We start from the raw sequence: 24,395 nt of genomic DNA, 5'->3' as shown, positions 1-24,395 counted from the left end.
CGGACAGACAAAAGGCGCCTCCACGGGCGCCTTTTTCCGTTGCACAACAGCCTGCCAGAACAGCTTGCCAGACCTGAGAGGGTCTGTCGCGCGCGGCGCCGGGCTTCACATCCTGGCCGGGCCTTCGCACCATGCGGAAAAGGAGGCCCTGCAGCCTCCCTTTTGTGGGTCCCTGAGCGCCCTTGTACAGCGCCCCCTCGGTCAGCTGCCCGGTTCAGGCGATTTCGACCAGCTCCACGTCGAAGATCAGATCCTGCCCCGCCAGACGGTGGTTCGCATCCAGCGTGACCGTCGCCTCCTCGACTTCGACCACAGTCACCGGCAGCACCTGGCCTTCGGGGGTCTGCATCTGCAGCATGGTGCCGATTTCCAGCGGGATATCGGCGGGAATTCCCTCGCGCGGGATCGCCTGGCGCGCATCCGGGTTGATCGGCCCATAGGCATCTTCGCATGCGATCTCCAGCGTCTTCTTGTCGCCCGCCGCCATATCGACCATGCCGTCATCCATCCCTTTGATCACATGGCCTTCGCCGACGGTGAACTCCAGCGGATCGCGCCCTTCGGAGCTGTCAAAAACGGTGCCGTCCGTCAGCTTTCCAGTGTAGTGGATGCGAACCGTGTCGCCATTTTTTACCGCAGTCATGAGGATCCCCTTTCGGGTCTGTCAGATATGGTTTCCGGACCATCCGGTCCAATGAGAAGCCGCCACCCTACCCGCCATGGCACTGGTGTAAACCCGTACCAACACAATTTAGACCATTGATCCCGGCCCCGCTTGTGGCACCTTCGCCGCAAATGGGAGACACCCGCATGGCCATCAAAACCTGCATTTTCGACGCATATGGAACCCTGTTTGACGTCACCGCCGCCGCCCGCCAGGCCGCCGCCGAGCCAGCCTTTGCAAAGATCCGCGACAGCTGGGCCAGCCTGGCACAGAACTGGCGCCTGAAGCAGCTGCAATACACCTGGCTGCGCGCCGTCGCCGGAGCGCATGCGGATTTCTGGCAGGTCACCCGGGACGGTCTCGACTGGGCGCTGGAAGCGGCATCGCTCGACGGGGATGAGGCCCTGCGCCAGAGGCTCCTTGATCTCTATTGGGAACTCGCCGCCTACCCGGAAGTTCCCGCCATGCTGCGCGCGCTCAAAGACGCAGGCTATCAGACCGGCATCCTGTCCAATGGCTCGCCCGAGATGCTGCAGGGAGCCGTGGCCTCTGCCGAGCTGGAGCTGCTTCTGGATGACGTGCTCTCGGTCGAAAGCGTCGGGATCTTCAAACCCGCCGCCGCAGTCTACGATCTCGTCGGCGCACGGTTTGGTGGCCGGACATCCGAGGTCCTCTTCGTCTCCTCGAATGGCTGGGACGCAGGATGCGCCACCGGCTATGGCTTTACCACGGCCTGGGTCAACCGGGCGGGCGAACCGGTGGACCGCCTGCCCTGGCGCCCCGACCACCTTCTGTCCGACCTGACCTCCATTCCGCAGATCGCCGCCTCTGCCTGACCCTGCCCTCCCCGCAACCCCAACCTGTTCAGGACCCACCGCATGAGCCGCTTCGACACCGCAGACGCTCTCTCCCTCTACTACGAAGACCATGGCACCCCACAGGGCAAGCCGCTGATCTGCCTGCCGGGCCTGACCCGGGACGGGCAGGATTTTCGCTACGCGCTGCCGCATCTCGCAGACTACCGGGTCATCCTGCTTGACCTGCGGGGGCGGGGGCGGTCGGATTACGCGGCAGACCCCGCCAGCTACAACATCGTCACCGAGGCCCTCGATGTGGTGGCGCTGATGGATCACCTCGGCCTGCCCCGCGCCGCCATCCTCGGCACCTCGCGCGGGGGGCTGGTGGCAATGGCGCTGGCCGCCACAGTCCCGGAGCGCCTCTCTGCCGTGATCCTGAACGACGTCGGCCCCGAGATCGCCGCGCCGGGCCTCGGGCGTATCTTCGACTACCTCGGCCGTCCGCCGTCCGCCCGAACCCATGCCGAGGCCGCCGTCGCCCTGGAACGCGCCATGGCCGCTGACTTTCCCGGCGTCCCGTCGCAGCGCTGGCGCGAAGAGGTGGAGACTTTCTACATCGAAACCCCCGAGGGGCTGGAGCTGCGCTATGACCTCCGCCTGCGGGACGCGATGCTGGCCCAGGCGGCCGCCGTCGCGGAACTGGAGGACCCACCCAGCCTCTGGCCCTGGTTCGAGGCCCTTGCCGGGATCCCCGCTGGCGTCATTCGGGGCGCCAACTCCGATATCCTGTCGGCGGATACCTACGCAGAAATGCAACGGCGCCTGCCTGCGCTGCACGCGGTCGAGCTGCCGGACCGCGGCCATATCCCCTTCCTCGACGAAGCCCCGGCGATTGCCCTGATCCACACCGTTCTGAAAGATATGTCATGACCTCTCTTGCCCTGATCGAAGCGGCCGCCGCGCGGCTCAAAGGCCACGCCCGCCGCACACCGCTCCTGTCCTCGCCCTTCCTTGACGAGATCGCGGGCCGGCGCCTGCTGGTCAAAGCGGAATGCCTGCAACACACCGGATCGTTCAAATTTCGCGGCGGCTGGGCGGCGGTCTCCGCCCTCGCCCCGGAGCTGCGCCAACGCGGCGTCGTCGCCTTCTCATCCGGCAATCATGCCCAGGGCGTGGCGATGGCAGCCCAGGCCCATGGCGCTCCGGCGGTGATCGTGATGCCTGCGGATGCCCCCCGCCTGAAGATCGACAACACCCGTGCCCTAGGCGCCGAGGTCATCCTCTATGACCGCGCCGGAGGAGAGGACCGGGATGCCGTCACCGCCCCCCTGGTGGCAGAGCGCGGCCTGACCCTGATCAAACCGTTCGACGATCCGCAGGTCATCGCAGGCCAGGGCACCACCGGGCTGGAAATCGCCGAACAGGCCGCCAGCCTGGGTGTCTCACAGGCCGATGTTCTGGTCTGCTGCGGCGGCGGCGGCCTCACCTCCGGCGTCGCCCTCGCGCTCGAAGGCCACGCCCCCGGCTTGCGCGTCCGCCCGGCCGAACCGCAAGGCTTTGACGATGTGGTCCGCTCCCTGAAATCCGGCAAGGTCGAGACCAACGCGGCCCCCTCGGGCTCGGTCTGCGATGCGATCCTCACGCCCTCCCCGGGCGCGCTGACCTGGCCGCTCCTGTCCCGTCTCTGCGGCCCCGGCATCACCATCACCGATGACGAGGCGCTCCGGGCCATGGCGCTGGCCTTTCAACGGCTGAAGATCGTGGTCGAACCCGGCGGCGCCGCCGCTCTCGCCGCGGCCCTCTTCCACCCCGAAGACATCGAAGGCGACGCGGTGATCGCGGTCGCCACCGGCGGCAATGTGGATAGCGACATATTCGCAGCCGCCATCGGACGGTTTCTCTAGCCCGGCCGCTTCATCTTTTCAAAAATACCTCGGGGAGCGCGAGGGGCTGGCCCCTCGCCACCGCCAGTCAGGACTGGCACCGCCCGTCAGGACTGGCACCACCGGTCGGGACTGGCACCGCCCTGCGTGACCGCGTAAGCTCGCGAAAAACAGCAACGAAAGCACACCATGCCCCTCGCTGACCTCGGCGATGTCCAGATCAACTATCGCCTCACAGGACCGACTGATGCGCCGACGCTGGTCTTCGCCCATGCGCTCGGAGCGGATCTTGCGATCTGGGATCAGGTCATTGCTCTGCTCACGGCGGACCCCGCCCACAGCCTGCGCATTCTCGCATATGACCTGCGCGGCCATGGCGGCTCATCGGTGCCCGCGCCCCCCTATTCCATGGGAGCCCTGATCCGCGATGCGGAGCGGCTGCTGGATCACTGCGAAATCCGGGACTGCGTCTTTGTCGGCCTGTCGATCGGCGGCATGGTGGCTCAGGGACTCGCGGTGAAACGGCTCGATCAAATTCGGGCACTGGTCCTGTCCAACACCGCCGCCAAAATCGCCACGGCCGAGATCTGGCAGCGTCGCATGGCCGCGGTCCGCTCCGGTGGCCTCGCCGCCATCAGCGCCGAAACCATGGCGCGCTGGTTTCCCGCGGCCTACCGCTCCACTGGTGCCCACAGCCCCTGGCAGCACCGCTTCGAGACCCAGCAGGTCAATGGCTATCTTGGCTGCTGCGCGGCCATTGCCGGGACCGATTTCTACACGCCGACCTCCGGGCTGCGGCTGCCGGTGCTGGGCATCGCCGGATCTGAGGATGGCTCCACCCCGCCCGATATGGTGCGCGAAACCGTGGATCTGATCCCCGGGTCCCGCTTTGCCCTGGTGCGGCGCAGCGGGCATGTTCCCTGCATTGACCAACCCGGCCCCTACGCAGAGCGGCTGACACACTTCCTGAGGGAGATCGGACATTTTGGCTGACATTCTTCTGGTCCATGGATCCTGCCATGGCGCCTGGTGCTGGCGCGACCTGATCCCGGCGCTGACCGCGCTGGGTCACAGCCCGCGCACCGTAGACCTTCCCGGCCACGGGGACGGCCGCCCCCCGGCCGACGTCACCCTGGAGGAGACCTGCCGGGCGGTTGCGGCCGAGATATCGGCCGACACGCTGGTGCTCGGCCACTCCTGGGCCGGCTTTCCCATTACCGGCGCGGTTGAATACGCCCGCCCGCGCGGATTGATCTACCTCTGCGCCTATGTCCCGACGCATCAGATGTCGCTGATCGACATGCGCAAGGCCGGCCCGCGCCAGACCATCGGCGATGCGGCGGTCAAATCGGCAGATGGCCACAGCTATACCATCCGGCGGGACCGGGCCGCAGATCTCTTCTGTCATGATTGCCCGCCAGAGGCGCTGTCCTATGCGCTGGACCATCTCTGCCCCCAGCCGATCCTGCCGCAGGCGACGCCGCTGGCCGTTCCCGCCAGCTGGGAGGCGCTGCCAAAGGCCTATATTCGCGCCACCCAGGACCGGACCATTCCACCGGAGTATCAGGCCAGCATGGTCGCCGACTGGCCCGCCACGGATGTACATGCGATCGAGACCTCCCATTCCCCCTTCTTCGCGGCCCCCGCCCTGCTGGCATCGCTCATCGACCAGATCGCCGCGCGGATGGCGCGGATGTAAGGGCCGCATCGCAAAATGCCGACACCGCCCCACCTGACAGACCCGCCCCCCTATGCGCGCCCACGGCTGCTGACGCTGGTCTTCGTGCTGGGCACGGTGATGATCGACGCCATGGGCATCGGCCTGATCCTGCCGATCATGCCAAGCCTGCTGCAGGAGGTCGGCGGCGGCTCACTGGCGGATGCGGCCCTCTGGGGAGGGATCCTCGCGACCGGGTTCGCCGCCATGCAATTCCTGTTCGGCCCCGTCGTCGGCAGCCTGTCCGACAGCATCGGGCGCCGCCCGGTATTGCTGGTATCGCTCACGGCGCTGGCGCTGGACTATCTGGTGATGGCAACGGCGGGCAGCCTCTGGCTGATGCTGCTCGCCCGGATGGTGGGCGGCATCACCGCCGCCACCCATGCCACCGCCGGAGCCTATATGGCGGATATTTCACGGCCCGAGGACAAGGCCCGGAACTTTGGCCTTCTGGGCGCAGCCCTCGGGGTCGGTTTCGTCCTCGGGCCGCTGCTCGGCGGGCTTCTGGCAGAGCTGGGCACCCGCGCCCCCTTCTATGCCGCCGCCGCACTCTGCGCCGCCAATGCCGCCCTCGGCTGGCTGGTGATGCCGGAAACCGTCACCGACCGGACGCGGCGCGCCTTTGACTGGCGCGAGGCCAACCCGCTGGGTGCCGTCCGCACCCTCGCGCGGATCCCCGGAATATCCCGTCTGCTGCTGGTCTATTTCCTCTATTCGGTGGCGATCTATGTCTATCCTGCCATCTGGTCCTACTACTCTGCTGCCTCCTTTGGGTGGACCCCTGCTCTCATCGGGGTTTCGCTCGCGATCTACGGCGTGTCCATCGCCGTGGTCCAGGGGGGGCTGATGCGCTACGCCCTGCGGTGGGGCGGCGAGCGGCGCACGGTCATCTACGGGCAGCTCTTCGATATTCTGGGCTTTGCCATACTTGCGGGCCTCACCAACGGCACCATTGCCTTGATGATGATCCCGGTGACGGCGCTCGGCGCGGTTGTGCAGCCCGCCCTGCAGGGGATCCTGTCGCGCGCCGTGGCCGACACCCATCAGGGTACGCTGCAGGGGGTCATGACCTCGGTCCATGCGCTCTCGATGATCGTGTCGCCGCTGATGATGACCGCCACCTTCGCTGCCTTCACCCGCGAGGATGCGGCTCTGCACCTGCCCGGCGCGCCGTTTCTGCTGGCGATCCTGCTGATGGCCTGCGGCTTTGCCCTGTTTCTGCGCGGCAGGCTCTGAGCCCGCGGCAGGGGCGCAGCCTGCCAAAAGTGCCGTGACGTAAAACCGACATCTCCGCGCCGTTTTCCGCATTGCAGGGCGCCCACCGCCTCGTCACCCTGTGATCAACCGACAAGGAGAGAACGATCATGCAAACCATCCGGGCTGCTGTGTGCCACAGCTTTGGGGCACCGCTTGAAATTGAGGACATCCGGATTGCGCCTCCCGGACAGGGCGAGGTCGAAGTCACGCTGGACGCGGTCGCGATCTGTCACAGCGATATCTCCTTTGCCGAGGGCGGCTGGGGGGGGCACCTGCCAGCGGTCTACGGCCACGAGGCGGCGGGACGTATCAGCGCCACCGGCCCCGGCGTAGACGGCTTCGCCCCTGGCGATGACGTCATTGTCACCCTGATCCGCGCCTGCGGTGCCTGCCCGACCTGCGCCTCTGGCCGGCCCGTCAACTGCAGCACCGCGCGGGACGGAACCCAGGGGCCTCTGACCACCTCAGCCGGAGCGCCATTGCTGCAGGCCATGGACTGCGGTGCCTTTGCCGAAAAGGTGGTGGTCAGCGCGCGGCAGATCGTCAAGATCCCCGCTGACATGCCCAAAGACGTCGCCGCGCTGATTTCATGTGGGGTGATCACCGGGGTCGGCGGCGCGGTCAACACCGCCAGACTGCGCGCCGGCGAAGACGTGGTTGTGATCGGCGCAGGCGGCGTCGGCCTCAATGCAATCCAGGGGGCCCGGATCGCCGGAGCGCGCCGCATCGTTGCCGTCGACATGAGCGAGGAAAAACTGTCCATCGCCCGCGATTTCGGCGCCACCCATGGTGTGCTTGGCTCCGACCCCAAACCCTGGCGCGCGGCCAGCGAGGCCCTCGGCGGCAAGGGGGCTGATGTCGTACTGATCACCGTCGGGGCCATTCCCGCCTACGATCAGGCCCCCCGCTACCTCGGCGTAGGCGGGCGGGCCATCATGATCGGCATGCCCCACACCAGCCAGACGGCACAGTACGAGCCCGTGGTTCTGGCCGCCCTCGGCCAGGGGCTGCAGGGCTCCAAGATGGGCGATGTGGTGATCCAAAGAGATGTGCCCTGGATCGTTGACCTCTATCAGCAGGGCCGTCTGAAACTGGATGAGCTGATCTCCGGCCGATGGTCGCTGGCGCAGATCAACGAGGCCATCGCAGACACCAAAACCGGCAGCGCCAAGCGCAATGTGATCCTGTTCGACCGCTAGGCCTGCCCCAGCCGCCCAGGGTCCGGGCCCGTCCGGCCCGGACCCGCGCGCGCCGGGGCCTCGACGGCCCCGGCGCGCGCCCCCTCCTCCACCGACACCGACCTATTCAAAGGGCTGACAGCCATGAAACTGCAGGACCTCGACGTCATCATCACAGCCCCTCCGGCCCCGGGGTGGGGCGGGCGATACTGGATCCTCGTCAAACTCACCACCGACACCGGCATCACCGGCTGGGGCGAATGCTACGCCTCCACGGTCGGGCCGACGGCGATGACCGCTGTCATAGAGGATGTCTTTGCCCGTCACATGCAGGACGAGTCGCCGGAGAATATCGAACTGATGTTCCGCCGCGCCTATTCCTCCGGATTTACGCAACGGCCCGACCCGACCGTGATCGGCGCCTTCTCAGGGCTGGAAATCGCCTGCTGGGACATTCTAGGCAAGGACCGTGACCGCCCCGTGCATGCGCTGCTGGGCGGGCGGATGAACGACCGCATCCGCGCCTACACCTACCTCTACCCGCTCGCCGCACATCCCCTGCCTGCTTTCTGGGCCTCTCCCGAGATGGCCGCCGAAGCCGCCGCCGATGCAGTTGCGCGCGGCTATACGGCGGTGAAATTCGACCCCGCCGGCCCCTATACGATCCGCGGCGGCCATATGCCCGCCATGTCCGACATTTCCCGCTCCGTCGCCTTCTGCAAGGCGATCCGCGCCGCCGTCGGCGACAAGGCCGACCTGCTGTTCGGCACGCACGGCCAGTTCAACACCGCCGGTGCGATCCGGCTGGGACAGGCGCTCGAACCCTACAGCCCCCTGTGGTTCGAAGAGCCCACGCCCCCCGACATGACCGAGGACATGGCCCGCGTGGCCCGCGCTGTCCGCATTCCCGTCGCCACCGGCGAACGCCTGACCACCAAGGCAGAGTTCGCAGCCGTCCTGCGCAGCGGAGCAGCCGAAATCCTGCAGCCGGCGCTCGGGCGGGCTGGGGGCATCTGGGAAATGAAGAAAGTCGCCGCCATCGCCGAAGTATTCAACGCGCAGATAGCGCCCCACCTCTATGCCGGACCGGTGGAATGGGCCGCAAATATCCAGCTCGCCGCCTCCATCCCCAATATCCTGATGGCCGAAACGATCGAGACCCCCTTTCACGATGCGCTGATCAAGAGCACGATCCGCGTCGACAACGGCTATATCACCCTGCCCACATCCGCAGGTCTCGGCATCGATGTCGACGAAGCCCTCGCCCGCGCCCATCCCTTCACCGGCAATGACTTGCATCTCAATATGCAGGAAGCGCCCTGTGACTACGCCAATGGCAACCTGTTCGAAGGAGGCGCGCCGCCCCTTCAGATTTGACGCCTCTGCGCAGCCTCCCCAAAATCAGTGAGGCAATCGAAGCCTTTCTGAGCGGAGGTTTGCAAAAATGAATAAAGAGTTATGAAAACTCTTGCGAGGTGACGGCATTCCGTGGCCTTACTCTTATTAGCGTCATTTTTACGGTGGCGTCACCATTCTGCATGACGCAGGATCACGGTCGCGTCCGAAAGTTGCTAAACGCCATGACAGACATATGATAGACACACGGGAAATGTCCATGAAGGACATGGAAGAAAACGCCGCAGCGGCCTGCGCCCTTCTGAAGGCCCTGGCCCATGAGGGACGGCTGATGATCCTTTGCCATCTGGCGAGTGAGACGGAACTGTCCGTGGGCGCCCTCGAGTCGCGCCTGAACAAGCGACAGGCCGCCGTCAGCCAGCTGCTGTCGCGCCTGCGCGAGGACGGGATGGTTGCAACCCGCCGCGACGGCAAGACAGTCTATTACTCGCTGGCGCCGGGACCTGCGGCGCAGATCCTGCATACATTGCACGGCATCTACTGCGCCTGATTAGTCCTGAGGCAGGGTCCGCACCGCGCCAGACGCGGCACGCCCCTGTTGGTCCGGCGCTCAGCTATCCGCGCGCGCAACCTGTCGCTGCCGTCCAAGCCCTTGAATTTCCAACTCCATTACATCGCCATCCCGGAGATAGACAGGATCGGGCTTTTGCCCCATTCCAACGCCCGGCGGCGTCCCCGTTGCGATCACATCGCCCGGATGCAGCGTCATCAGCTGGCTCAGATGACTGATGATCTCGGCCACGCCGAAAATCATCTTGTCGGTGTTTCCGGTTTGCATCCTCTGGCCATTCACGTCGCAGGACAACGTCAGATCCTGCGGGTCGGCGATCTCATCCGCCGTGACCAACCAGGGGCCGAGGGGGCCGAATGTGTCGCAACTCTTGCCCTTGGTCCATTGGCCCGTCAGCTTCATCTGAAAATCACGCTCTGACACATCATTGATGACACAATAGCCCGCCACATGCTGCAGCGCGGACTCGACGGGCACGTATTTGGCCGCCTGACCGATGACCACGCCCAGCTCGACCTCCCAATCCGTCGCCTGAGAACCGCGCGGGATGCGGACAATATCATTGGCACCGACGATCGCTGAATTTGCTTTCATGAAAAGGATCGGGTGTTCCGGCGGCGCCGCACCGACCTCTTCGGCATGATCGGAATAGTTGAGTCCGATGCAGAGAAACTTTCCCACCCCGCCAACACAGGGCGCGTAGTCGATCTCGCCCTGCAGCGCCGGCAAGGCGCTGGCATCCAGCGCCGCAATCCCCGCCAGCACCGCCGGATCCAGCGTCTCCGGCACGACATCGGCCAGATGCCCCGACAGATCGCGCGCGACCCCGCCCGCATCCATCAACCCAGGACGCACGCCCGCGCCCGTGCGGTACCGAAATAATTTCATCTGATCTCTCCCTGTTGACTATCGAGAGCCGCACCACGCGCCAGGCCAAAGGCTGGGCCCGCGGATGGCGCGGCTCGGTTCCGGACCTGCCGGATACAGGCGCCGCATCAGCTCGACACGTAGCCCGCCACCACCTGCAGCAGCTTGAACGCCGTATTGGCGTCATTTTCCACCACTGCCAGGAACTCTTCCTCCCCGATCCGCAGACAGGTGAGGTCGGTTTCCGCAATCATCGTCAGGGCCCGGGGTTCCTTGCGGATCAGACCCAGTTCCCCCACCAGCCGACCGGGGCCGACCTTGGCGATCAACTGGCTCTCGCCGCCCTCGTGATCGGCGGGCAGGAACAAACCCGCCTCGCCTTCGATGATCATATAGGCACCGTCGGAGGCATCGTCATCCTTGTTGAACACCGCAGTGCCCGGCGCCGCCTCGTACCAGCGCGCCCCAAAAGCCAGCAGCCGCAATTGACGCCGGTTGAGCCCGGAAAACAGCTCTGTGGATTCCAGCGCCCGCAGCTTGCGCGACAGATCCGCCGCCGAGGTGCTGTCCTCGTCGCTCGCGCCCCGGTCATCGGCGCGCTCGTCCTTCAGGCGGCCCTGCCGCAGTTCGAAATAGTGATCGAACCGGTCCGGATCGCGGAACGATGGCTCCAGAAAGATCAGCGTCGCATCGGGCAGCAAATCGCGCAGATTGTCCTGCATCGCCCGCCGCGTGTCGCGGTCAAAGCTCGCCAGGGCGCCCTCGAGGATCAGGATATCCGGCCGCTTGATCGAGGCGCGGCAAAACGCCAATGGCTCTGCGAAGCTGGCGCCCAATCCCTGCCCCCCGACCGCGACCGGCAGATCAAAGATCAGTTCGACCACCATCTCCCGCACGCCGGCCTTGTCGATGACATCGGCCACAACCTTGCGCAGATCCTCGGCGCGGGGGCCGGCACTGTCCGAGATCTTGCCGAAGATCGCGTTCTCCAACACCGTGAACCCCGGCGAGAAATGGCCCTCGTAGAGCGGGACGAAGATATCATTCAACGTACTCAGCAGCTCGGCGCCATGGGTGTCGCGCAGATACAGGATCCGGTCCTCGATCTCGCTGCTGAACGCAGGCCCCAGCGCCTCGGCGGAAATCGAGAACGGCACGATCATCATCTGCGCCAGCTCGTCCGGGTCCAGCGTTTCCATCCCCTTCAGTTTGATCTTCTGCATCAGCTGCAAGGCGGCCTCATAGTCCGACACCTCCAGCCCCAGTTTGCGGAACAACGGGTGGGTGGTGCCATCCATGCCGAAAATCTGGCGCAGCATTTCCAGCACATCCTGCGCCAGCTTCACCAGATCCCGGTCCAGACCGATGCGCCGCACGGTCTGCAGGAATTCGGTCTGCTGCAGCAGCAGCTCGTAGGTGATCGGCACCGAGCGGGTGGCATAGAGCAGGTTTTCCGCAACCGGCAGCGCCGGATTATAGCGTTCGCGGTTGTTGAAATGGGCAAAGGCATCCAGCCCCGACTCCATCAGGGCCAATTGCACATGCGGCCGCAGCTTGACCAATGCCTCCGCCAGCTTTGGATGCTCGCTCTTGTCAAAGACCTGATCCATGCCGCGCCGCAGCAGCGCGGTGTCAGAGCCGATCCCCTCGACGATCCGCAACCACCAGTCCCGCAGCTCTTCGGTGCGCTGAAATCCCGCAACACCGGGATCGACCCAGTTGACGCCAAATGGATCGGGGCTGTTGCCCGCCCGCACCGCATCCTGTTGCGCGCGCATATCCGGGGCCTCTTCCATGGGCCGCATGCGCAGCGGCATCAGAACGTTTTCGCCAAATGAGCCACGAAACAACACCGGCCGCGAGGTCGCATGACCAATGCGGGTGGCCAGGACCATCTGATGCAGCTCTCGGATATTATGACCCGCGACCGTGACCTGGCCCGCCGAAGGCAGGACCTCCCGGGTCAGCACTTCGGCCAGCGCGCGGCGGTCCTCCTCCGAGGGGGCGGCAATGCCGATCAGCTCGCCCTTGGGGAAAGTGGCGTTGATCTCTTCGAGCACGAGATTGCCATCCGAATCCCGGACGCTGACCCCGTCCAGCACCAGATCCCCGTCCAGATGCGGCAGCTCCTCCGGCTCGCCCTCCATCAGATGCTCGTCCACCATATCGGGTGGCGCGAAACGTTCGAGGATCACATCCCAGCGCACCGCCATGTCCTGGGTCTGGTTGTAATAGGCCAACAGCTCTTTCCACGGCGAGGCCAGGTCCTTGTAGGCCGCAAGAGCCGCAACCAACGCCCCAAGCGACACCCGGCCCTCCAGCACCAGATACCCGCCGATCGCATAGAAGAAAAAGGGGGTCAGCTGCGTGATGAAGTTGTTGAGAAACTTCATGAAGAACTTTTTCTGGTAGATCTCAAAGCGGATCTCGTAGAGCCGCCCCAGACGGTCTGTCACCCGCGCCATCCGGTAGCGCCAGCCCCCGTTGACCCGCAGGGTCGAGGCCCCGGCGGCGCTTTCGCCGATCTCGGAGGCCAGCCCGCGCACCTGCTGGACCCGCTTCTTGTTCAACCGGTTGATCCGGCGCTGCAGCATCGGAATCACCCAGGCCTGCAGGGGGATCAACGCAATGGCCGCCAGGCCGAACCAGAAGCTTTGCAGGAACAGAAAATAGAGAATGGTCAGCATCTGACCGGCCTGCAGCACCGGCTGACTGACGGCATCGCCCATCAGGCCGCCCATCGGTTCCGATTCCGAGGTGATCATGGAGACCAGCTCACCCTGGCTGGTGCGTTCGAAATAGGGCTGCGGAAAGCGCAGGACCCGCGCGATCAGACTGTAGCGAAACCGGCGCAGCATCCGCTCGGACAGCACGCCCTTCATGGTGTTGATGCGCATCTTGGTCAGGCCATGCACAAGCACCGCCAACAGGAATGCACCACATAGCAGCCACAGATAGGTGAGTTGATCAAAGCTCATGCCCCAGACCTCAACAGTCGAGGACTGGGCACCGATCGCATCGTTGATGATCCGCTTGGGCAATTCCAGCGTCAGATACAGCAACGGAAACAGGCAGGTGGTGACGAGCAGCAGGACGATCTGATCCCGCTTGGAATATTTCCAGATGAATTGGAACAGCGAACGTTCTATGGGAGGGCTCCGACGGTCATGTGACAGGACAATGCGGTAATCAGTTCGCCATGGGTAGCGCGGTTTCACGGTTACAGGCAATGGCACAAACCATGCCACAGACCTTGCAACCGCCGCAGGCTAGCTGGATGATGAGGAAACGTCTGTGAGCTATGTCACAGACAGTCCAATACAATATTTGCGATATATGAAAAACTCCGTAAGGTCCGCCTGAACTTTGCCCCCCCCATCAAGCTGTAACTGCGAAAGGAGCGTCCATCTTGCCAGAGAATGTCGGTATCGTCCTGTTGCTGGTGTGCCTGTTTGAGGTCAAGCATATGTTTGCCGACTTTTACCTGCAGACCAAAAAGATGCTGTCGGGACGCTGCCAGTATTTTCACCCGGGTCGTGCCCAGCACGCAGGCGTGCATGCGCTTGCGTCCGTGGTGGTACTGTTCATCGTCGGCAGCCCGCCCTGGTTCATCGCCGCGATCTGCGCTGCGGAATGGCTCGTTCATTTCAATATCGACTTCTGGAAGGCCCATCATACCGAATGCAACAAACTGGACCCGACGCAGGGCGCATTCTGGCGCGCGATGGGCATGGACCAGTTGCTGCACCATCTGACCTATGTGGCGATGACGGCCGCCTGGGCCATGGTGGCGTTCTGAGCCCCTCCCGTCCAACCAGACAGAAGGGGGGCTCCCGCCCGTTGTCGATCCTGCACTATCGTGAGGATCTCCGCCCGTTGGGCGTAGCGCCGCGCAAGCGCGCGGCGGGGCCTTCGGATCGCAGGGGGCCGCCCCTTTGCCAGGCTGGATCGCCATCCGGCGCGCAGCCGTCGGTCCGGCGCAGGGTCAATTCGGCACACCGCCCCAAAACATACGGCAGCCGCATCGCAGATCCATTCCCGGGGAAAACCCGAACCGCTCCTGTCCCAACGCAGCTGTTTCATCTTTTCTCAAATACCTCCGCCGGAGGCACAGGTCTGCTGCGCATGCAGCAGACACATCCTGCCGCGCGTCAGCGCGCCCGCCAAACAGCAGTCTGCCCGGCCATCACGGCGCCAGATCCGGCCAGTAGCGACGACTGTAGTCAGAGAACTCTGCCATTTCTGCGTCAGTCGGCGCCTGCCCGGTGAACACCTTCAGATATTCGGGTGTCATCATCAATCGATAGGCATGGCTCTCTTCCGGCTCGGCCATGTCATAGCCCAACTGCATGTAATACAGTACCTTGGCCCGGGTCACCGCCTCTTTTTCGGCGCAGCCGTAGCGGGCAAACATCGCCGTCACCGCCGCAACACGCGCCGCATCCCCCTCCCGCATCCGGGCCCGCACGGTCTCTGACCGGCGCGCCCAGTCCCGGACCGCAAAATCCAGCGCCGTATTGAACAGATCCGGGTTAGCAATGCAGCGAAAGATATTGAGAACCGCGCCCGTGATCCGCGGTGCAGGCGCCGCGGCCTGCGCGATCAGCCCGGCAGTATTGGTCTCTTCCCACCGCGTCAGAAGCGCGTCCAGCAACTCCTGACGGGATTTGAAATACCAATAGAACGACGACCGGGAGACCCCCATCGCCTCCGCCAGGGCCAGCACCTTGACCCGTTCGACCCCGTCGCGGATCAGCACATCCAGACCGATGTTCAGCCAGTCCTCACGGGTGACCTTGATGTTGCCGACCAGCGGCGTTGCATCAGGATCGTCACGGTGCAACAGGGGTTTATGGGTCATATCTGCTCTGCCTTACATTCAGGGGTAGACCCCGACGGTTCCGATCCGCGGGCGCGACGGGACATGCCGAGATCGCCTTGCACCATCGCATCCTGACGCAGGACAGCCCCACCCTGCCCCGCGGCGTCCCGTTGTGCAAGCCGTGCGCCTCAGGCCCGCGCACTTGGCCGCGCTGCAATGCGTGCCTGCCACGCCAGCGTGGCGCTATGGCTGTCCGGCACCCGCATCCGGATAATCCGGGCAAAGTCCAGAAACACATAGGCGGTGATATCGGCGAAACTGAACGCCTCCCCGGCCAGCCAGGGCACCTCCTGCAGCCGCGCCTCCAGCAGGGACAGAAAGGCCTCCGCCCGCGCTCGGCCCCGCTCTGCCAGGGCCGGGATCTGGGCATGGTTGGCAGGGCCTGGAACCGCGCGATCTTCAAACGCAGGATGGGCGTTGCGCAACGCCTCTGCAATCGGCATCCCACCCTGAGTTTCGACGATGGCGGTCCACATCATCACCAGACCTTTTTCGCGCGCGTCCCGCCCCAGCAGGGGCGGCTCGGGCTGCAGCGCCTCCAGATAGGCGGCGATCCCGAGGTTCTCGGTCAGCAGCGTGCCGTCATCCAGCCGCAGCGCAGGCACCATCGCCTGCGGATTGATGGCGCGATAGGCCTCGCTCAGCTGCTCTCCTGCGGCGATGGAGATCTCATGGGTTTCGACCTCGATCCCTTTTTCCGCCAGAACCATACGCGCCCGGCGCGGGTTTGGCGCAGTAGAACAATCGAAGAAAATCATCGGCAAGGGCTCCTGTCAGCATCGCTCCCGGCATCCTAGTCGGCAGCATGGCCCGCTGCAACACGGGCCGGTGCAATACGGGCCTATGTAAGACGGGCCTATGTAAAACAGGCCGCTGCAATGCCTCACGTCGCGTTCATATTGCCCACAGCACCCCTGTTGCCTCGCGCGGGCCTTTGGGGCCACTCAGCCCTGCGGATCAGGTGCGCCTGTAGACGAAACACCGCCCCGGCACCGCCCCCTCCGGCAGGGCCAGCTCGCTCAATGCATCGAAATACATCCGGTCCGACGAAACCATCATCCCTCCCGGCGCCAGCAGTGGCTCCACAAGAGGCGAAACCAGCCGGGCAAACGCATCGTTCTTTTCCGGGTTGTGACCGCCAAGGTCCGCATGAATCAGGCTCGCGGCGGGGCCAAAGCGGCGCACCGCCGCAGGCAGCGTCTCGCGCACATCGCCCAATATTGTCCGGTCAGCGGGCGGAACGCTGTCAGGATGGGCACCGACCGCGCGTTCAAAGACGAATATGTCCCGCCCCTGAACCCTGTGCCGCAGGTGATGATAGGTGCGCCCATTGCCAAGACCCAGTTCGAACACCGGCCCCGCCAGCGCATCGGTTTCGGCGATGGCATAGTCCAGACAGGCGCGCTGAGACACCATCCGGTCGATAAAAACATCCAGTCTTGTCGGCATTTGCGATCCTTTTGCTCGTGCTTGCGCCGCACCTGCGGCAATCTGCGGCAATCTGCGGCAATCTGCGGCAATCTGCGCCATCTGTCGCGTTTGTGTCGCAACTTCGGACTATCAGCCCGACGGCCGCATTGCAGCAATCGTGGCGATCACGTTTCGGACATGGTCGGACTTCAGGCCAAAGACGGGCCAAACACACGCCAAACACGGGCCGGATGGTCACACTCGCCGCAACTGTCTTTTACCACTGGTAAATGACATTTGACTACAAGGGGCAGCCCGCGCGAAGATGCGGAAAAAACCAGGGAGCTTTCTCATCACCAGTCTTGCGCAGCCATCGTGCGGCAGGGGTAGCTGAATGCGCCCCCTCCTGTCCGTAGAAGATCTAAGTATCGGATTCGGGAAGGACAACCCGGTCGTCCGAAATGTGAGCTTTTCTGTCGCCGCCGGTGAAACGCTGGCGATTGTCGGGGAAAGTGGGTCCGGCAAGACCATCAGCTGCCGCGCAATTTTGCGCATCCTTCCGCGCGCGGCACGGCTGACCTGCGGTCGCATGATCCTGGCGGGCAAAGGCGACGGCGGCGATGACAGCGGCGATCTGGATCTGGCACGGATCAGCGAGAAGCAAATGCGCCATGTGCGCGGCAACCGCATCGCGATGATCTTTCAGGAGCCCATGCGCTCGCTGTCGCCGCTGCACCGGATCGGGAATCAGGTGTCCGAGGTGCTTCACCTGCATGGCCGCACTTCCGAGGCGGAGGCCAAACGTCAGGTGCTGGAGTGTTTCGAGCGCGTCGGCTTTCCCGACCCGGAGCGCACCTGGCGGTCCTACCCGTTCGAGCTCTCCGGCGGGATGCGCCAGCGGGCGATGATCGCCATGGCGATGGTGGCCAAACCGGAACTGCTGATCGCGGACGAGCCGACCACCGCGCTGGATGTGACCACCCAGGCGCAGGTGCTGGGGCTGATGAAAGAGCTGCAGCAGGAAACCGGCATGGCGATGATCCTTGTCACCCATGACCTCGGGGTGGTCGCCAATATGGCGGAACAGGTGGTGGTCATGCACAAGGGCCGGGTGATGGAGGCCGGCGCCGCCGAACCGATCCTGCGCGCCCCGGCGCATCCCTATACTCAGGAGCTGTTCAACGCGGCGCCCAAGATCCCGCAACACCCCACTGCAGGGCGCGATACCGGCACAAAGGGACAGGACAAGGATCTGATCCTCGAACTGAAACATGTGACAAAGACCTTCACCCTGCGCTCCGGCAAGAGCTGGAGCAAACCGACGCTGGTGCGCGCCTGCGAGGGGGTGGATCTGGAACTGCCCCGCGGCACCACCCTGGCCATCGTCGGCGAGAGCGGCTCCGGCAAGACCACAGCCGCCCGGATCGCACTGGGAGCCGAGACCGTGGACCCGGGCGGCGAGGTGCTGTTCCGCGCCACAGCCGGCGCGGATCCGTTGCGCGTCCACGACATGGAACGCGCGGCCCGGCGCGCCTTTCAACGACAGGCGCAGATGGTGTTCCAGGACCCCTATTCCTCGCTCAGCCCGCGCCAGCGGATCCTTGATACGCTCTCTGAACCGCTGGAGATCCACGGCACCGGCAGCCGGGCCAATCAACGGGCCGATCACCGCGACCGCGCGGCAGAGATGCTGGGCCTCGTGGGGCTGCCCACCGACATGCTGACACGATTTCCGCATGCGTTCTCCGGCGGGCAGCGCCAGCGCCTGTCGATTGCCCGCGCCCTGATGCTCGACCCGAAGCTTCTGGTCTGCGACGAGCCGACCTCGGCGCTGGATGTCTCGGTGCAGGAGCAGATCCTCTCGCTTCTGGAAGAGATTCGAGATGCCCGGCAACTGTCCTATCTGTTTATCAGCCACGACCTTGCGGTGGTGGCCCGCATTGCCGATGAAGTGGCGGTGATGCGCCGTGGCATGATCGTCGAACAGGCGCCGCCGGAGGTGTTGTTTCATGACCCCAAACACCCCTATACCAAGGCGTTGATTGCCGCTCAGCCGGTGCCGGACGTTGACCGGCCCATCAACCTGAAACTCGTAGCCCAGGGCGCCGGTGCGCCGGAAAACTGGCCGGAGGCCTTCCGCTTTGCCGGACAGGACGCCCCGCCCCTGGTGCCGCTGGACCCCGGACACAAGGTGCGTTGCCATGTTTAATGCCCGAGACTTTTTCATTCGCCGCGCTGTCTGCGCGCTACCTGCACTCCTGCCGGCAGCCCTGTCTCTGGCCCTTTCGGCGCTGCCGCTGGCCGCCAGTGACCGCCCCCTCCCGCAGGAAAGCGAATTCCTGCGCGCCGAGGTCGAGGCAGGCACCCTGCCCCCCGTGGCAGAGCGGATCCCCGCGACCCCGCTGGTGGTGAACCTGACCGCGCGGGGTCGCACCCCCGGCGTGCAGGGCGGCACGCTCAACACCATGGTGACCCGCTCCAAGGACATCCGGCAGATGGTGGTCTACGGCTATGCCCGGCTTGTGGGGTATAATGACGCCTACGATCTGGTGCCCGATATCCTCGAAAGTTTCGAGAGCGAGGCGGACCACAAATTCACCCTGCATCTGCGCCCCGGTCACCGCTGGTCCTCGGGGGATCCGTTCACCTCGGCGGATTTCGAATATTGGTGGGTCCACATCGTCAACAACGCGGAACTGAACCCCACCGGCCCGCCGGATTTCGTGCGCGTCGACGGCGAATTGCCGCAGGTCAGCTTTCCCGATGCCACCACGGTGGTGTTTGAATGGAGCCAGCCCAACCCCGGCTTCCTGCAGACCCTGGCGCAGGCCGCACCGCCCTTCATCTATCGCCCCTCCGCCTATCTGAAACAGTTCCACAAGGATTTTGCCGACCCCGAAACACTGGCGGAGGAGATCGACTATGCCCGTGTCAAAAGCTGGGCCGCGCTCCATAACAAGCTCGATAATATGGACAAGTTCGACAATCCGGACCTGCCCACCCTGCAGCCCTGGCTCAACGCCACCCAGGGCAAGAAAATCCGCCACGCCTTCACGCGCAACCCCTATTACCACCGCATCGATGAGAATGGCGTGCAGCTGCCCTATATCGATACCGTCGAAATGGAGATCGTCTCCGGCGGGCTGGTGGCGGCGAAATCCAACGCCGGTGAGGCCGACCTGCAGGCGCGCGGGCTGGACTTCCGCGATATCCCGATCCTGCGCAAGGGCGAGGCCGCAGGCGGCTACCGGACCGAGCTGTGGTCCTCCGGCACCGCCTCGCAGATCGCGATCTACCCGAATCTCAATACCGTCGATGATGTCTGGCGCCCGATCCTGCGCGATGTGCGGGTCCGCCGAGCACTCTCGGTGGCGATCAACCGGGCCGCGATCAACAAATCGCTCTATTTCAAACTGGCCAAACCAGGCGCCATGACCGTGCTGGAACAAAGCCCGTTCTTCTCGCAGGAGCTGCGCGATGCATGGGCGCAGTTTGACCCGGATCTGGCCAATGCGCTGCTGGATGAGGCAGGCCTGACCGAACGCGACGGCCATGGCATCCGCCGCCTTCCCGACGGCCGCCCGATGGAGCTGGTCATCGAGACCGCCGGCGAACGTCAGGAGGTGGAGAACGCCCTGCAGATCATCACCGACGACTGGCGCGACATCGGCGTCAAGCTGGTGATGCGGCCCCTGGACCGCGACATCCTGCGCAACCGGGTGTTCTCCGGCACCACCATGGCCTCGGTCTGGTATGGCTGGGACAATGGTCTGCCGCAGAGCTATACCTCGCCCGCCTATCTCGCCCCCACCGATCAGGTCTTTCTGTCCTGGCCGAAATGGGGCCAGTACCACCAGACGGGCGGCGCCGTGGGCGAGGCACCGGATATGGAACCCGCCCAGCGCCTGATGCAGCTGCTGCAGGACTGGAACCTGGCCGAGGACGCCACCATGCGCGCCGATGCCTGGCGCGAGATGCTGCAGATCCATGCCGACAACGTCTTTGCCATCGGCATCGTCGCCGGGGCGCCGCAGCCGGTCGTGGTCTCCAACCGCCTGCGCAATGTGCCAAAGACCGCCATCTGGGCCTGGGATCCCGGCGCCCATTTCGGTGTGCACCGGATCGATGAATTCTTCTTTGAGGATGGCGACGGCTGATGGAGATCCTGCGCTACGCACTCTATCGGTTTGGTACCATGCTGCTCACATTGCTGCTGGTGTCGGTGCTGGTGTTCTGCATCATCAACCTGCCGCCGGGGGATTTCCTGTCCAACCAGATCGCCGAGCTGCGCGCCACCGGACAGGAGGCGGGCGTTGCCAAGGCCGAATTCCTGCGCCGCGAATACGCCTTGGACAAGCCCCTGTGGCAGCAGTATTTCATCTGGATGGGCCTGCTGCCCGGCCCGCACGGCTTCTCGGGCATGTTGCAGGGCAATTTCGGCTGGTCGTTTGAATTTGACCGCCCCGTCTCGGAAATTGTCGGCGACAGCCTCTGGCTCACCGTGCTGGTGAACCTTGCGGCGGTGCTGTTTGTCTATCTGGTCGCCCTGCCACTTGGTGTTCTGGCGGCCGCGAAATCACGCACCATGATCGACTATACGGCGGCCTTCATCGGCTATCTGGGCCTTGCGACGCCGAATTTCCTGCTGGCGCTGATCCTGTTCTACTACGGCCATCAATACCTCGGCCTGCCCATCGGCGGCCTGATGGCGCCCGAGTACGAGGGCGAACCGATGAGCTGGGAGAAGGTCCGGTCGATCCTGATCCACCTGATCGTGCCGACCTTCGTGATCGGCACCTCCGGCGCCTCGGCGATGATGCAGCGCCTGCGGGCCAATATGCTCGACGAGCTGGGCAAACCCTATGTGGAGACCGCCGTGGCCAAGGGCATGCGCCCGAGCCGGATGCTGATGAAATACCCCCTGCGTGTGGCCTTCAACCCCTTCGTTGCCGATATCGGCAACCTGCTGCCTGCCATGGTCTCCGGATCGGTGCTGGTGTCGGTGGTGCTGGGCTTGCAGACCATCGGCCCCGTGCTGCTGCAGGCGCTGAAATCGCAGGACATGTTCCTGTCCGGCTTCGTGCTGATGTTTGTCGCCCTGCTGACCCTGATCGGCACCATGATCTCTGACGTGCTGCTGGTTCTTCTGGATCCGCGCATCCGCTATGAAAGCCGCGACACATGAGCCGTGACCCCTCCGACAGCCGCTGCGATGACCGCTACGTCGACACCGCCCCCTATACGCCGGGGGCGGCGCTGCGGGAGCTGGAGCGCAAGGATCTGGATGCGCCGAACTGGCTGCTGATCTGGCGCAAGTTCCGGACCCATCGGCTGGGCCTGATCTCCGGTGCCTTTCTGCTGTTTTGCTATCTGATGCTGCCGTTTGTGGGCTTTGTTGCGCCCTATGGCCCCAACGACCGCGACGCCGAGCATATCTATTCGCCGCCGCAGGGGGTCAAACTGTTCCACGAGGGCGATTTCCTCGGTCCGTTCATCTATCCCATGACCTCCGAGGCGGATCTGGAAACCTTTCAATGGGTGGTGAAACCCGATTACGACAACCCGCAGCGGCTGCGGTTCTTCTGCGAGGGGTCGCAATACCGGCTGGCCGGTCTGATCCCCGCCGACACCCATCTGGTCTGCCCCCCCGAAGGCGCCACGCTGTTTCTCTGGGGCTCTGACCGGCTGGGGCGCGATATCTTCAGCCGCATCCTGTTCGGGGCGCAATTGTCGCTGACCGTGGGGCTGATCGGCATCACCGTGTCCTTTGTGCTGGGGATCTTCTTCGGCTCTGTTGCGGGGTATTTCGGCGGCACGATCGACTGGGTCATCAACCGCGCCATCGAGATCCTGCGCTCGCTGCCGGAATTGCCGCTGTGGCTTGCCTTGTCTGCTGCGGTGCCCTCGAACTGGTCGCCGGTGGCCGTATTCTTCATCATCTCGATCATCCTCGGCATTCTCGACTGGCCCGGTCTGGCGCGTTCGGTGCGGGCCAAGTTCCTGTCCCTGCGCGAAGAAGAATACGTCCGCGCCGCCGAGATGATGGGGGCGTCGTCGGGCCGGGTGATCCGCAGGCATCTGCTGCCCAATTTCATGAGCCACCTGATCGCCTCCGCCGCCCTGTCGATCCCGGCGATGATCCTCGGCGAGACGGCGCTGTCGTTTCTCGGTCTCGGGTTGCGGGCGCCTGCGGTCAGCTGGGGCGTGATGCTGAACGACGCGCAGAACCTCGCCAATATCGAGATCTACCCCTGGACCGCGATTCCGATGCTGCCGATCATCGTTGTGGTTCTGGCCTTCAATTTCCTGGGCGACGGGCTCCGCGACAGTCTCGACCCCTACCAGCAATGACGCGGCTGACCTCCCTGCCCCGACCCGGGTCCTGTCAGGTCACCGGCACAGGCCGGCGTCCCGGCGCCTATGCCATATCAGAGCTGGCCAATGCCGCGCTCGCCGCCGTCGGGCAGGAGCTGGCCCGGTTGATTGCCGCCCTGAACCTCGCGCCATCCGCGCCGCCGGTCACCGTCGATCAGCGGCTGGCCTCCCTGTGGTTCGGGTCCTCCTTTCGTCCCGAGGGCTGGGAGATGCCCTCGCTCTGGGACCCGATTGCAGGCAATTATGCCTGTGCCGATGGCTGGATCCGCCTGCATACCAACCTGCCCCATCACCGTGAGGCCGCGCTGCGGGTGCTTGGCTGCGCCGAAGACCGGGAGGCGGTGACAGCGGCCGTCGCGAAGTGGTCAGGCGAGACGCTGGAGACGGCCGTGGTCGGGGCGGGCGGCGCCGCTGCTGCCCTGCGCAGCCGGGAGAGCTGGCTGGCGCATCCGCAGGGCGCGGCCGTTGCGCAGGAGCCTCTGATCGATTGGACCGCGCCGCGCGATATTGTCCTGCGCGATCGCCCTGCGGCCTGTCTCGCCCGGCCGCTGGCGGGGTTGCGGGTGCTCGATCTGACGCGCGTGTTGGCCGGTCCGGTCAGCACCCGCACGCTGGCCGGGTTCGGCGCCGATGTGCTGCGGATCGACCCGCCGGGCTGGGATGAACCGGGGGGGCTGCCGGATATTGCGCCGGGAAAATACATGGCGCAGCTGGATCTGCGGACGGATGCTGGGCGCGCAAGGGTGAAAAAGCTGCTGTCGCAGGCCGACGTGCTGGTGCATGGCTATCGGCCCGGGGCTCTGGAGGCGCTGGGGCTGGATCTGGCCACACGCGACGCCATCGCACCCAACCGGGTAGAGGTGACGCTGGATGCCTATGGCTGGACCGGGCCCTGGGCCCTGCGGCGAGGGTTCGACAGCCTGGTGCAGATGAGTTCAGGGCTGGCCCATGCGGGCCCGCACCGGGCCGCGTCCGAGGAGCCGGTCCCCTTGCCGGTTCAGGCGCTGGACCATGCTACCGGCTATCTGATGGCGGCGGCTATCCTCAATACGCTGAGCGCCGCCGCAGCAGGCCAAACGGTCTGCACCGCGCGGCTGTCGCTGGCCCGGATGGCGGAAGAACTGGCCGCTCTGCCGCGCCATCTCGACGGGCCTGCCATCTTCGGCGCCGCAGAGACGGACTATACCGGTCATGAGGTGAGCGGCTGGGGCCCGGCCAGGCGTCTGCGTCCCCCGCTGGCGCTGCCCGGGTGCCAGATGGGCTGGTTCCTGCCAGCCACCCGGAGCGGCACCCACGCGGCGGACTGGCCCGCAGCCGATATCTAGCGCGAAATTCGCCCTGCACCGTGAGGTGTTTCGCATCGGGCAACGCCCGATGCGACCCGCGCCGCGCGCGCCCCTACCGGGGCGCGCGCGGCGCCAGGCCCAACTCCAAGCGA

The 24,395-nt window shown here is 64.9% G+C and carries 21 protein-coding genes; 15 read left to right on the top strand and 6 right to left on the bottom strand.

Going from position 1 to position 24,395, the window contains the following annotated elements; all coding sequences use genetic code 11:
- Window positions 1-214 precede the first annotated feature (214 nt).
- Entirely contained in the window at window positions 215-643 is a 429-nt protein-coding gene (locus FGE21_RS04135) for a peptidylprolyl isomerase (RefSeq protein ID WP_139661898.1), read from the bottom strand.
- A gap of 167 nt (window positions 644-810) precedes the next feature.
- Between FGE21_RS04135 and FGE21_RS04130 the strand changes: the two genes are divergently transcribed.
- The 9 genes from FGE21_RS04130 to FGE21_RS04090 all read left to right on the top strand — a co-directional run bounded on the left by FGE21_RS04130 (window position 811) and on the right by FGE21_RS04090 (window position 9,402).
- Window positions 811-1,500, top strand: coding sequence for a haloacid dehalogenase type II (locus tag FGE21_RS04130; RefSeq protein WP_139661897.1), 690 nt, complete (start codon window positions 811-813; stop codon window positions 1,498-1,500).
- A gap of 42 nt (window positions 1,501-1,542) precedes the next feature.
- Window positions 1,543-2,391 carry an alpha/beta fold hydrolase gene (locus FGE21_RS04125; RefSeq protein WP_139661895.1) on the top strand — a complete coding sequence of 283 codons (849 nt, stop codon included), beginning with the start codon at window positions 1,543-1,545 and terminating at the stop codon, window positions 2,389-2,391.
- The gene (locus FGE21_RS04120; protein ID WP_139661893.1) at window positions 2,388-3,365 is read left to right on the top strand and encodes a threonine/serine dehydratase; all 978 of its coding nucleotides are present in this window, start codon (window positions 2,388-2,390) and stop codon (window positions 3,363-3,365) included. The genes FGE21_RS04125 and FGE21_RS04120 overlap by 4 nt, the downstream gene beginning before the upstream one ends.
- A 168-nt stretch (window positions 3,366-3,533) precedes the next feature.
- A complete protein-coding gene (pcaD, locus tag FGE21_RS04115) occupies window positions 3,534-4,337 on the top strand; it encodes a 3-oxoadipate enol-lactonase (protein WP_139661891.1) in 804 nt (267 codons plus the stop codon).
- A complete protein-coding gene (locus FGE21_RS04110) occupies window positions 4,330-5,043 on the top strand; it encodes an alpha/beta fold hydrolase (protein ID WP_139661889.1) in 714 nt (237 codons plus the stop codon). The genes pcaD and FGE21_RS04110 overlap by 8 nt, the downstream gene beginning before the upstream one ends.
- A 15-nt stretch (window positions 5,044-5,058) precedes the next feature.
- Window positions 5,059-6,297: an MFS transporter gene (locus tag FGE21_RS04105; protein ID WP_139661887.1), complete on the top strand. Its 1,239-nt coding sequence runs from the start codon at window positions 5,059-5,061 to the stop codon at window positions 6,295-6,297.
- A gap of 128 nt (window positions 6,298-6,425) precedes the next feature.
- Complete coding sequence (locus tag FGE21_RS04100; RefSeq protein WP_139661885.1) at window positions 6,426-7,517, top strand: Zn-dependent alcohol dehydrogenase; 1,092 nt, start codon at window positions 6,426-6,428, stop codon at window positions 7,515-7,517.
- A gap of 123 nt (window positions 7,518-7,640) precedes the next feature.
- Window positions 7,641-8,873: a mandelate racemase/muconate lactonizing enzyme family protein gene (locus FGE21_RS04095; protein ID WP_139661883.1), complete on the top strand. Its 1,233-nt coding sequence runs from the start codon at window positions 7,641-7,643 to the stop codon at window positions 8,871-8,873.
- Window positions 8,874-9,087: 214 nt separating this feature from the next.
- Window positions 9,088-9,402: a metalloregulator ArsR/SmtB family transcription factor gene (locus FGE21_RS04090; RefSeq protein WP_255731342.1), complete on the top strand. Its 315-nt coding sequence runs from the start codon at window positions 9,088-9,090 to the stop codon at window positions 9,400-9,402.
- Between the two features lie 60 nt (window positions 9,403-9,462).
- Here the strand turns inward: FGE21_RS04090 and FGE21_RS04085 are convergent, their stop codons facing one another.
- Both FGE21_RS04085 and FGE21_RS04080 read right to left on the bottom strand, forming a co-directional pair.
- Window positions 9,463-10,311 carry a fumarylacetoacetate hydrolase family protein gene (locus FGE21_RS04085; protein WP_139661882.1) on the bottom strand — a complete coding sequence of 283 codons (849 nt, stop codon included), beginning with the start codon at window positions 10,309-10,311 and terminating at the stop codon, window positions 9,463-9,465.
- A gap of 107 nt (window positions 10,312-10,418) precedes the next feature.
- The gene (locus FGE21_RS04080) at window positions 10,419-13,427 is read right to left on the bottom strand and encodes an ABC transporter transmembrane domain-containing protein (RefSeq protein ID WP_370285446.1); all 3,009 of its coding nucleotides are present in this window, start codon (window positions 13,425-13,427) and stop codon (window positions 10,419-10,421) included.
- A gap of 272 nt (window positions 13,428-13,699) precedes the next feature.
- Here FGE21_RS04080 and FGE21_RS04075 point away from each other — a divergent pair, with 272 nt between their 5' ends.
- A complete protein-coding gene (locus FGE21_RS04075) occupies window positions 13,700-14,089 on the top strand; it encodes a DUF3307 domain-containing protein (protein WP_139661880.1) in 390 nt (129 codons plus the stop codon).
- A gap of 387 nt (window positions 14,090-14,476) precedes the next feature.
- On the opposite strand, the gene FGE21_RS04070 is transcribed toward FGE21_RS04075, so the two are convergent.
- The 3 genes from FGE21_RS04070 to FGE21_RS04060 form a co-directional block, all read right to left on the bottom strand.
- Window positions 14,477-15,151 carry a TetR/AcrR family transcriptional regulator gene (locus tag FGE21_RS04070; RefSeq protein ID WP_139661878.1) on the bottom strand — a complete coding sequence of 225 codons (675 nt, stop codon included), beginning with the start codon at window positions 15,149-15,151 and terminating at the stop codon, window positions 14,477-14,479.
- Window positions 15,152-15,300: 149 nt separating this feature from the next.
- On the bottom strand, window positions 15,301-15,930 hold the full coding sequence (locus tag FGE21_RS04065; protein WP_139661877.1) for a glutathione S-transferase family protein: 630 nt from the start codon (window positions 15,928-15,930) through the stop codon (window positions 15,301-15,303).
- A 199-nt stretch (window positions 15,931-16,129) separates the two neighbouring features.
- The gene (locus FGE21_RS04060) at window positions 16,130-16,621 is read right to left on the bottom strand and encodes a class I SAM-dependent methyltransferase (protein ID WP_139661875.1); all 492 of its coding nucleotides are present in this window, start codon (window positions 16,619-16,621) and stop codon (window positions 16,130-16,132) included.
- A gap of 355 nt (window positions 16,622-16,976) precedes the next feature.
- Between FGE21_RS04060 and FGE21_RS04055 the strand changes: the two genes are divergently transcribed.
- Genes FGE21_RS04055 through FGE21_RS04035 form a run of 5 tightly spaced genes read left to right on the top strand, consistent with a single transcriptional unit; the run spans window position 16,977 to window position 24,282 of the window.
- On the top strand, window positions 16,977-18,791 hold the full coding sequence (locus FGE21_RS04055; RefSeq protein ID WP_139661873.1) for an ABC transporter ATP-binding protein: 1,815 nt from the start codon (window positions 16,977-16,979) through the stop codon (window positions 18,789-18,791).
- The gene (locus tag FGE21_RS04050; protein ID WP_139661872.1) at window positions 18,784-20,739 is read left to right on the top strand and encodes an ABC transporter substrate-binding protein; all 1,956 of its coding nucleotides are present in this window, start codon (window positions 18,784-18,786) and stop codon (window positions 20,737-20,739) included. Before FGE21_RS04055 ends, FGE21_RS04050 begins: the two co-directional genes overlap by 8 nt.
- Window positions 20,739-21,767: an ABC transporter permease gene (locus FGE21_RS04045; protein ID WP_139661870.1), complete on the top strand. Its 1,029-nt coding sequence runs from the start codon at window positions 20,739-20,741 to the stop codon at window positions 21,765-21,767. Before FGE21_RS04050 ends, FGE21_RS04045 begins: the two co-directional genes overlap by 1 nt.
- Window positions 21,764-22,933, top strand: coding sequence for an ABC transporter permease (locus FGE21_RS04040; protein ID WP_139661869.1), 1,170 nt, complete (start codon window positions 21,764-21,766; stop codon window positions 22,931-22,933). The genes FGE21_RS04045 and FGE21_RS04040 overlap by 4 nt, the downstream gene beginning before the upstream one ends.
- Complete coding sequence (locus FGE21_RS04035) at window positions 22,930-24,282, top strand: CoA transferase (RefSeq protein WP_139661867.1); 1,353 nt, start codon at window positions 22,930-22,932, stop codon at window positions 24,280-24,282. Before FGE21_RS04040 ends, FGE21_RS04035 begins: the two co-directional genes overlap by 4 nt.
- Window positions 24,283-24,395 lie beyond the last annotated feature (113 nt).

The organism is Phaeobacter sp. B1627 (assembly GCF_006265095.1).
Classification (GTDB): domain Bacteria; phylum Pseudomonadota; class Alphaproteobacteria; order Rhodobacterales; family Rhodobacteraceae; genus Epibacterium.
This window is presented reverse-complemented; position numbering and strand designations above follow the sequence as displayed.

What these genes read in the sequence shown, in the direction of transcription:
- FGE21_RS04135 (WP_139661898.1), bottom strand. Translation starts at nt 643, where the DNA reads ATGACTGCGGTAAAAAATGGCGACACGGTTCGCATCCACTACACTGGA.
- FGE21_RS04085 (WP_139661882.1), bottom strand. Translation starts at nt 10,311, where the DNA reads ATGAAATTATTTCGGTACCGCACGGGCGCGGGCGTGCGTCCTGGGTTG.
- FGE21_RS04120 (WP_139661893.1), top strand. Translation starts at nt 2,388, where the DNA reads ATGACCTCTCTTGCCCTGATCGAAGCGGCCGCCGCGCGGCTCAAAGGC.
- FGE21_RS04125 (WP_139661895.1), top strand. Translation starts at nt 1,543, where the DNA reads ATGAGCCGCTTCGACACCGCAGACGCTCTCTCCCTCTACTACGAAGAC.
- FGE21_RS04035 (WP_139661867.1), top strand. Translation starts at nt 22,930, where the DNA reads ATGACGCGGCTGACCTCCCTGCCCCGACCCGGGTCCTGTCAGGTCACC.
- FGE21_RS04095 (WP_139661883.1), top strand. Translation starts at nt 7,641, where the DNA reads ATGAAACTGCAGGACCTCGACGTCATCATCACAGCCCCTCCGGCCCCG.
- FGE21_RS04105 (WP_139661887.1), top strand. Translation starts at nt 5,059, where the DNA reads ATGCCGACACCGCCCCACCTGACAGACCCGCCCCCCTATGCGCGCCCA.
- FGE21_RS04065 (WP_139661877.1), bottom strand. Translation starts at nt 15,930, where the DNA reads ATGATTTTCTTCGATTGTTCTACTGCGCCAAACCCGCGCCGGGCGCGT.
- FGE21_RS04045 (WP_139661870.1), top strand. Translation starts at nt 20,739, where the DNA reads ATGGAGATCCTGCGCTACGCACTCTATCGGTTTGGTACCATGCTGCTC.
- pcaD (WP_139661891.1), top strand. Translation starts at nt 3,534, where the DNA reads ATGCCCCTCGCTGACCTCGGCGATGTCCAGATCAACTATCGCCTCACA.
- FGE21_RS04070 (WP_139661878.1), bottom strand. Translation starts at nt 15,151, where the DNA reads ATGACCCATAAACCCCTGTTGCACCGTGACGATCCTGATGCAACGCCG.
- FGE21_RS04040 (WP_139661869.1), top strand. Translation starts at nt 21,764, where the DNA reads ATGAGCCGTGACCCCTCCGACAGCCGCTGCGATGACCGCTACGTCGAC.
- FGE21_RS04090 (WP_255731342.1), top strand. Translation starts at nt 9,088, where the DNA reads ATGATAGACACACGGGAAATGTCCATGAAGGACATGGAAGAAAACGCC.
- FGE21_RS04050 (WP_139661872.1), top strand. Translation starts at nt 18,784, where the DNA reads ATGTTTAATGCCCGAGACTTTTTCATTCGCCGCGCTGTCTGCGCGCTA.
- FGE21_RS04060 (WP_139661875.1), bottom strand. Translation starts at nt 16,621, where the DNA reads ATGCCGACAAGACTGGATGTTTTTATCGACCGGATGGTGTCTCAGCGC.
- FGE21_RS04055 (WP_139661873.1), top strand. Translation starts at nt 16,977, where the DNA reads ATGCGCCCCCTCCTGTCCGTAGAAGATCTAAGTATCGGATTCGGGAAG.
- FGE21_RS04100 (WP_139661885.1), top strand. Translation starts at nt 6,426, where the DNA reads ATGCAAACCATCCGGGCTGCTGTGTGCCACAGCTTTGGGGCACCGCTT.
- FGE21_RS04130 (WP_139661897.1), top strand. Translation starts at nt 811, where the DNA reads ATGGCCATCAAAACCTGCATTTTCGACGCATATGGAACCCTGTTTGAC.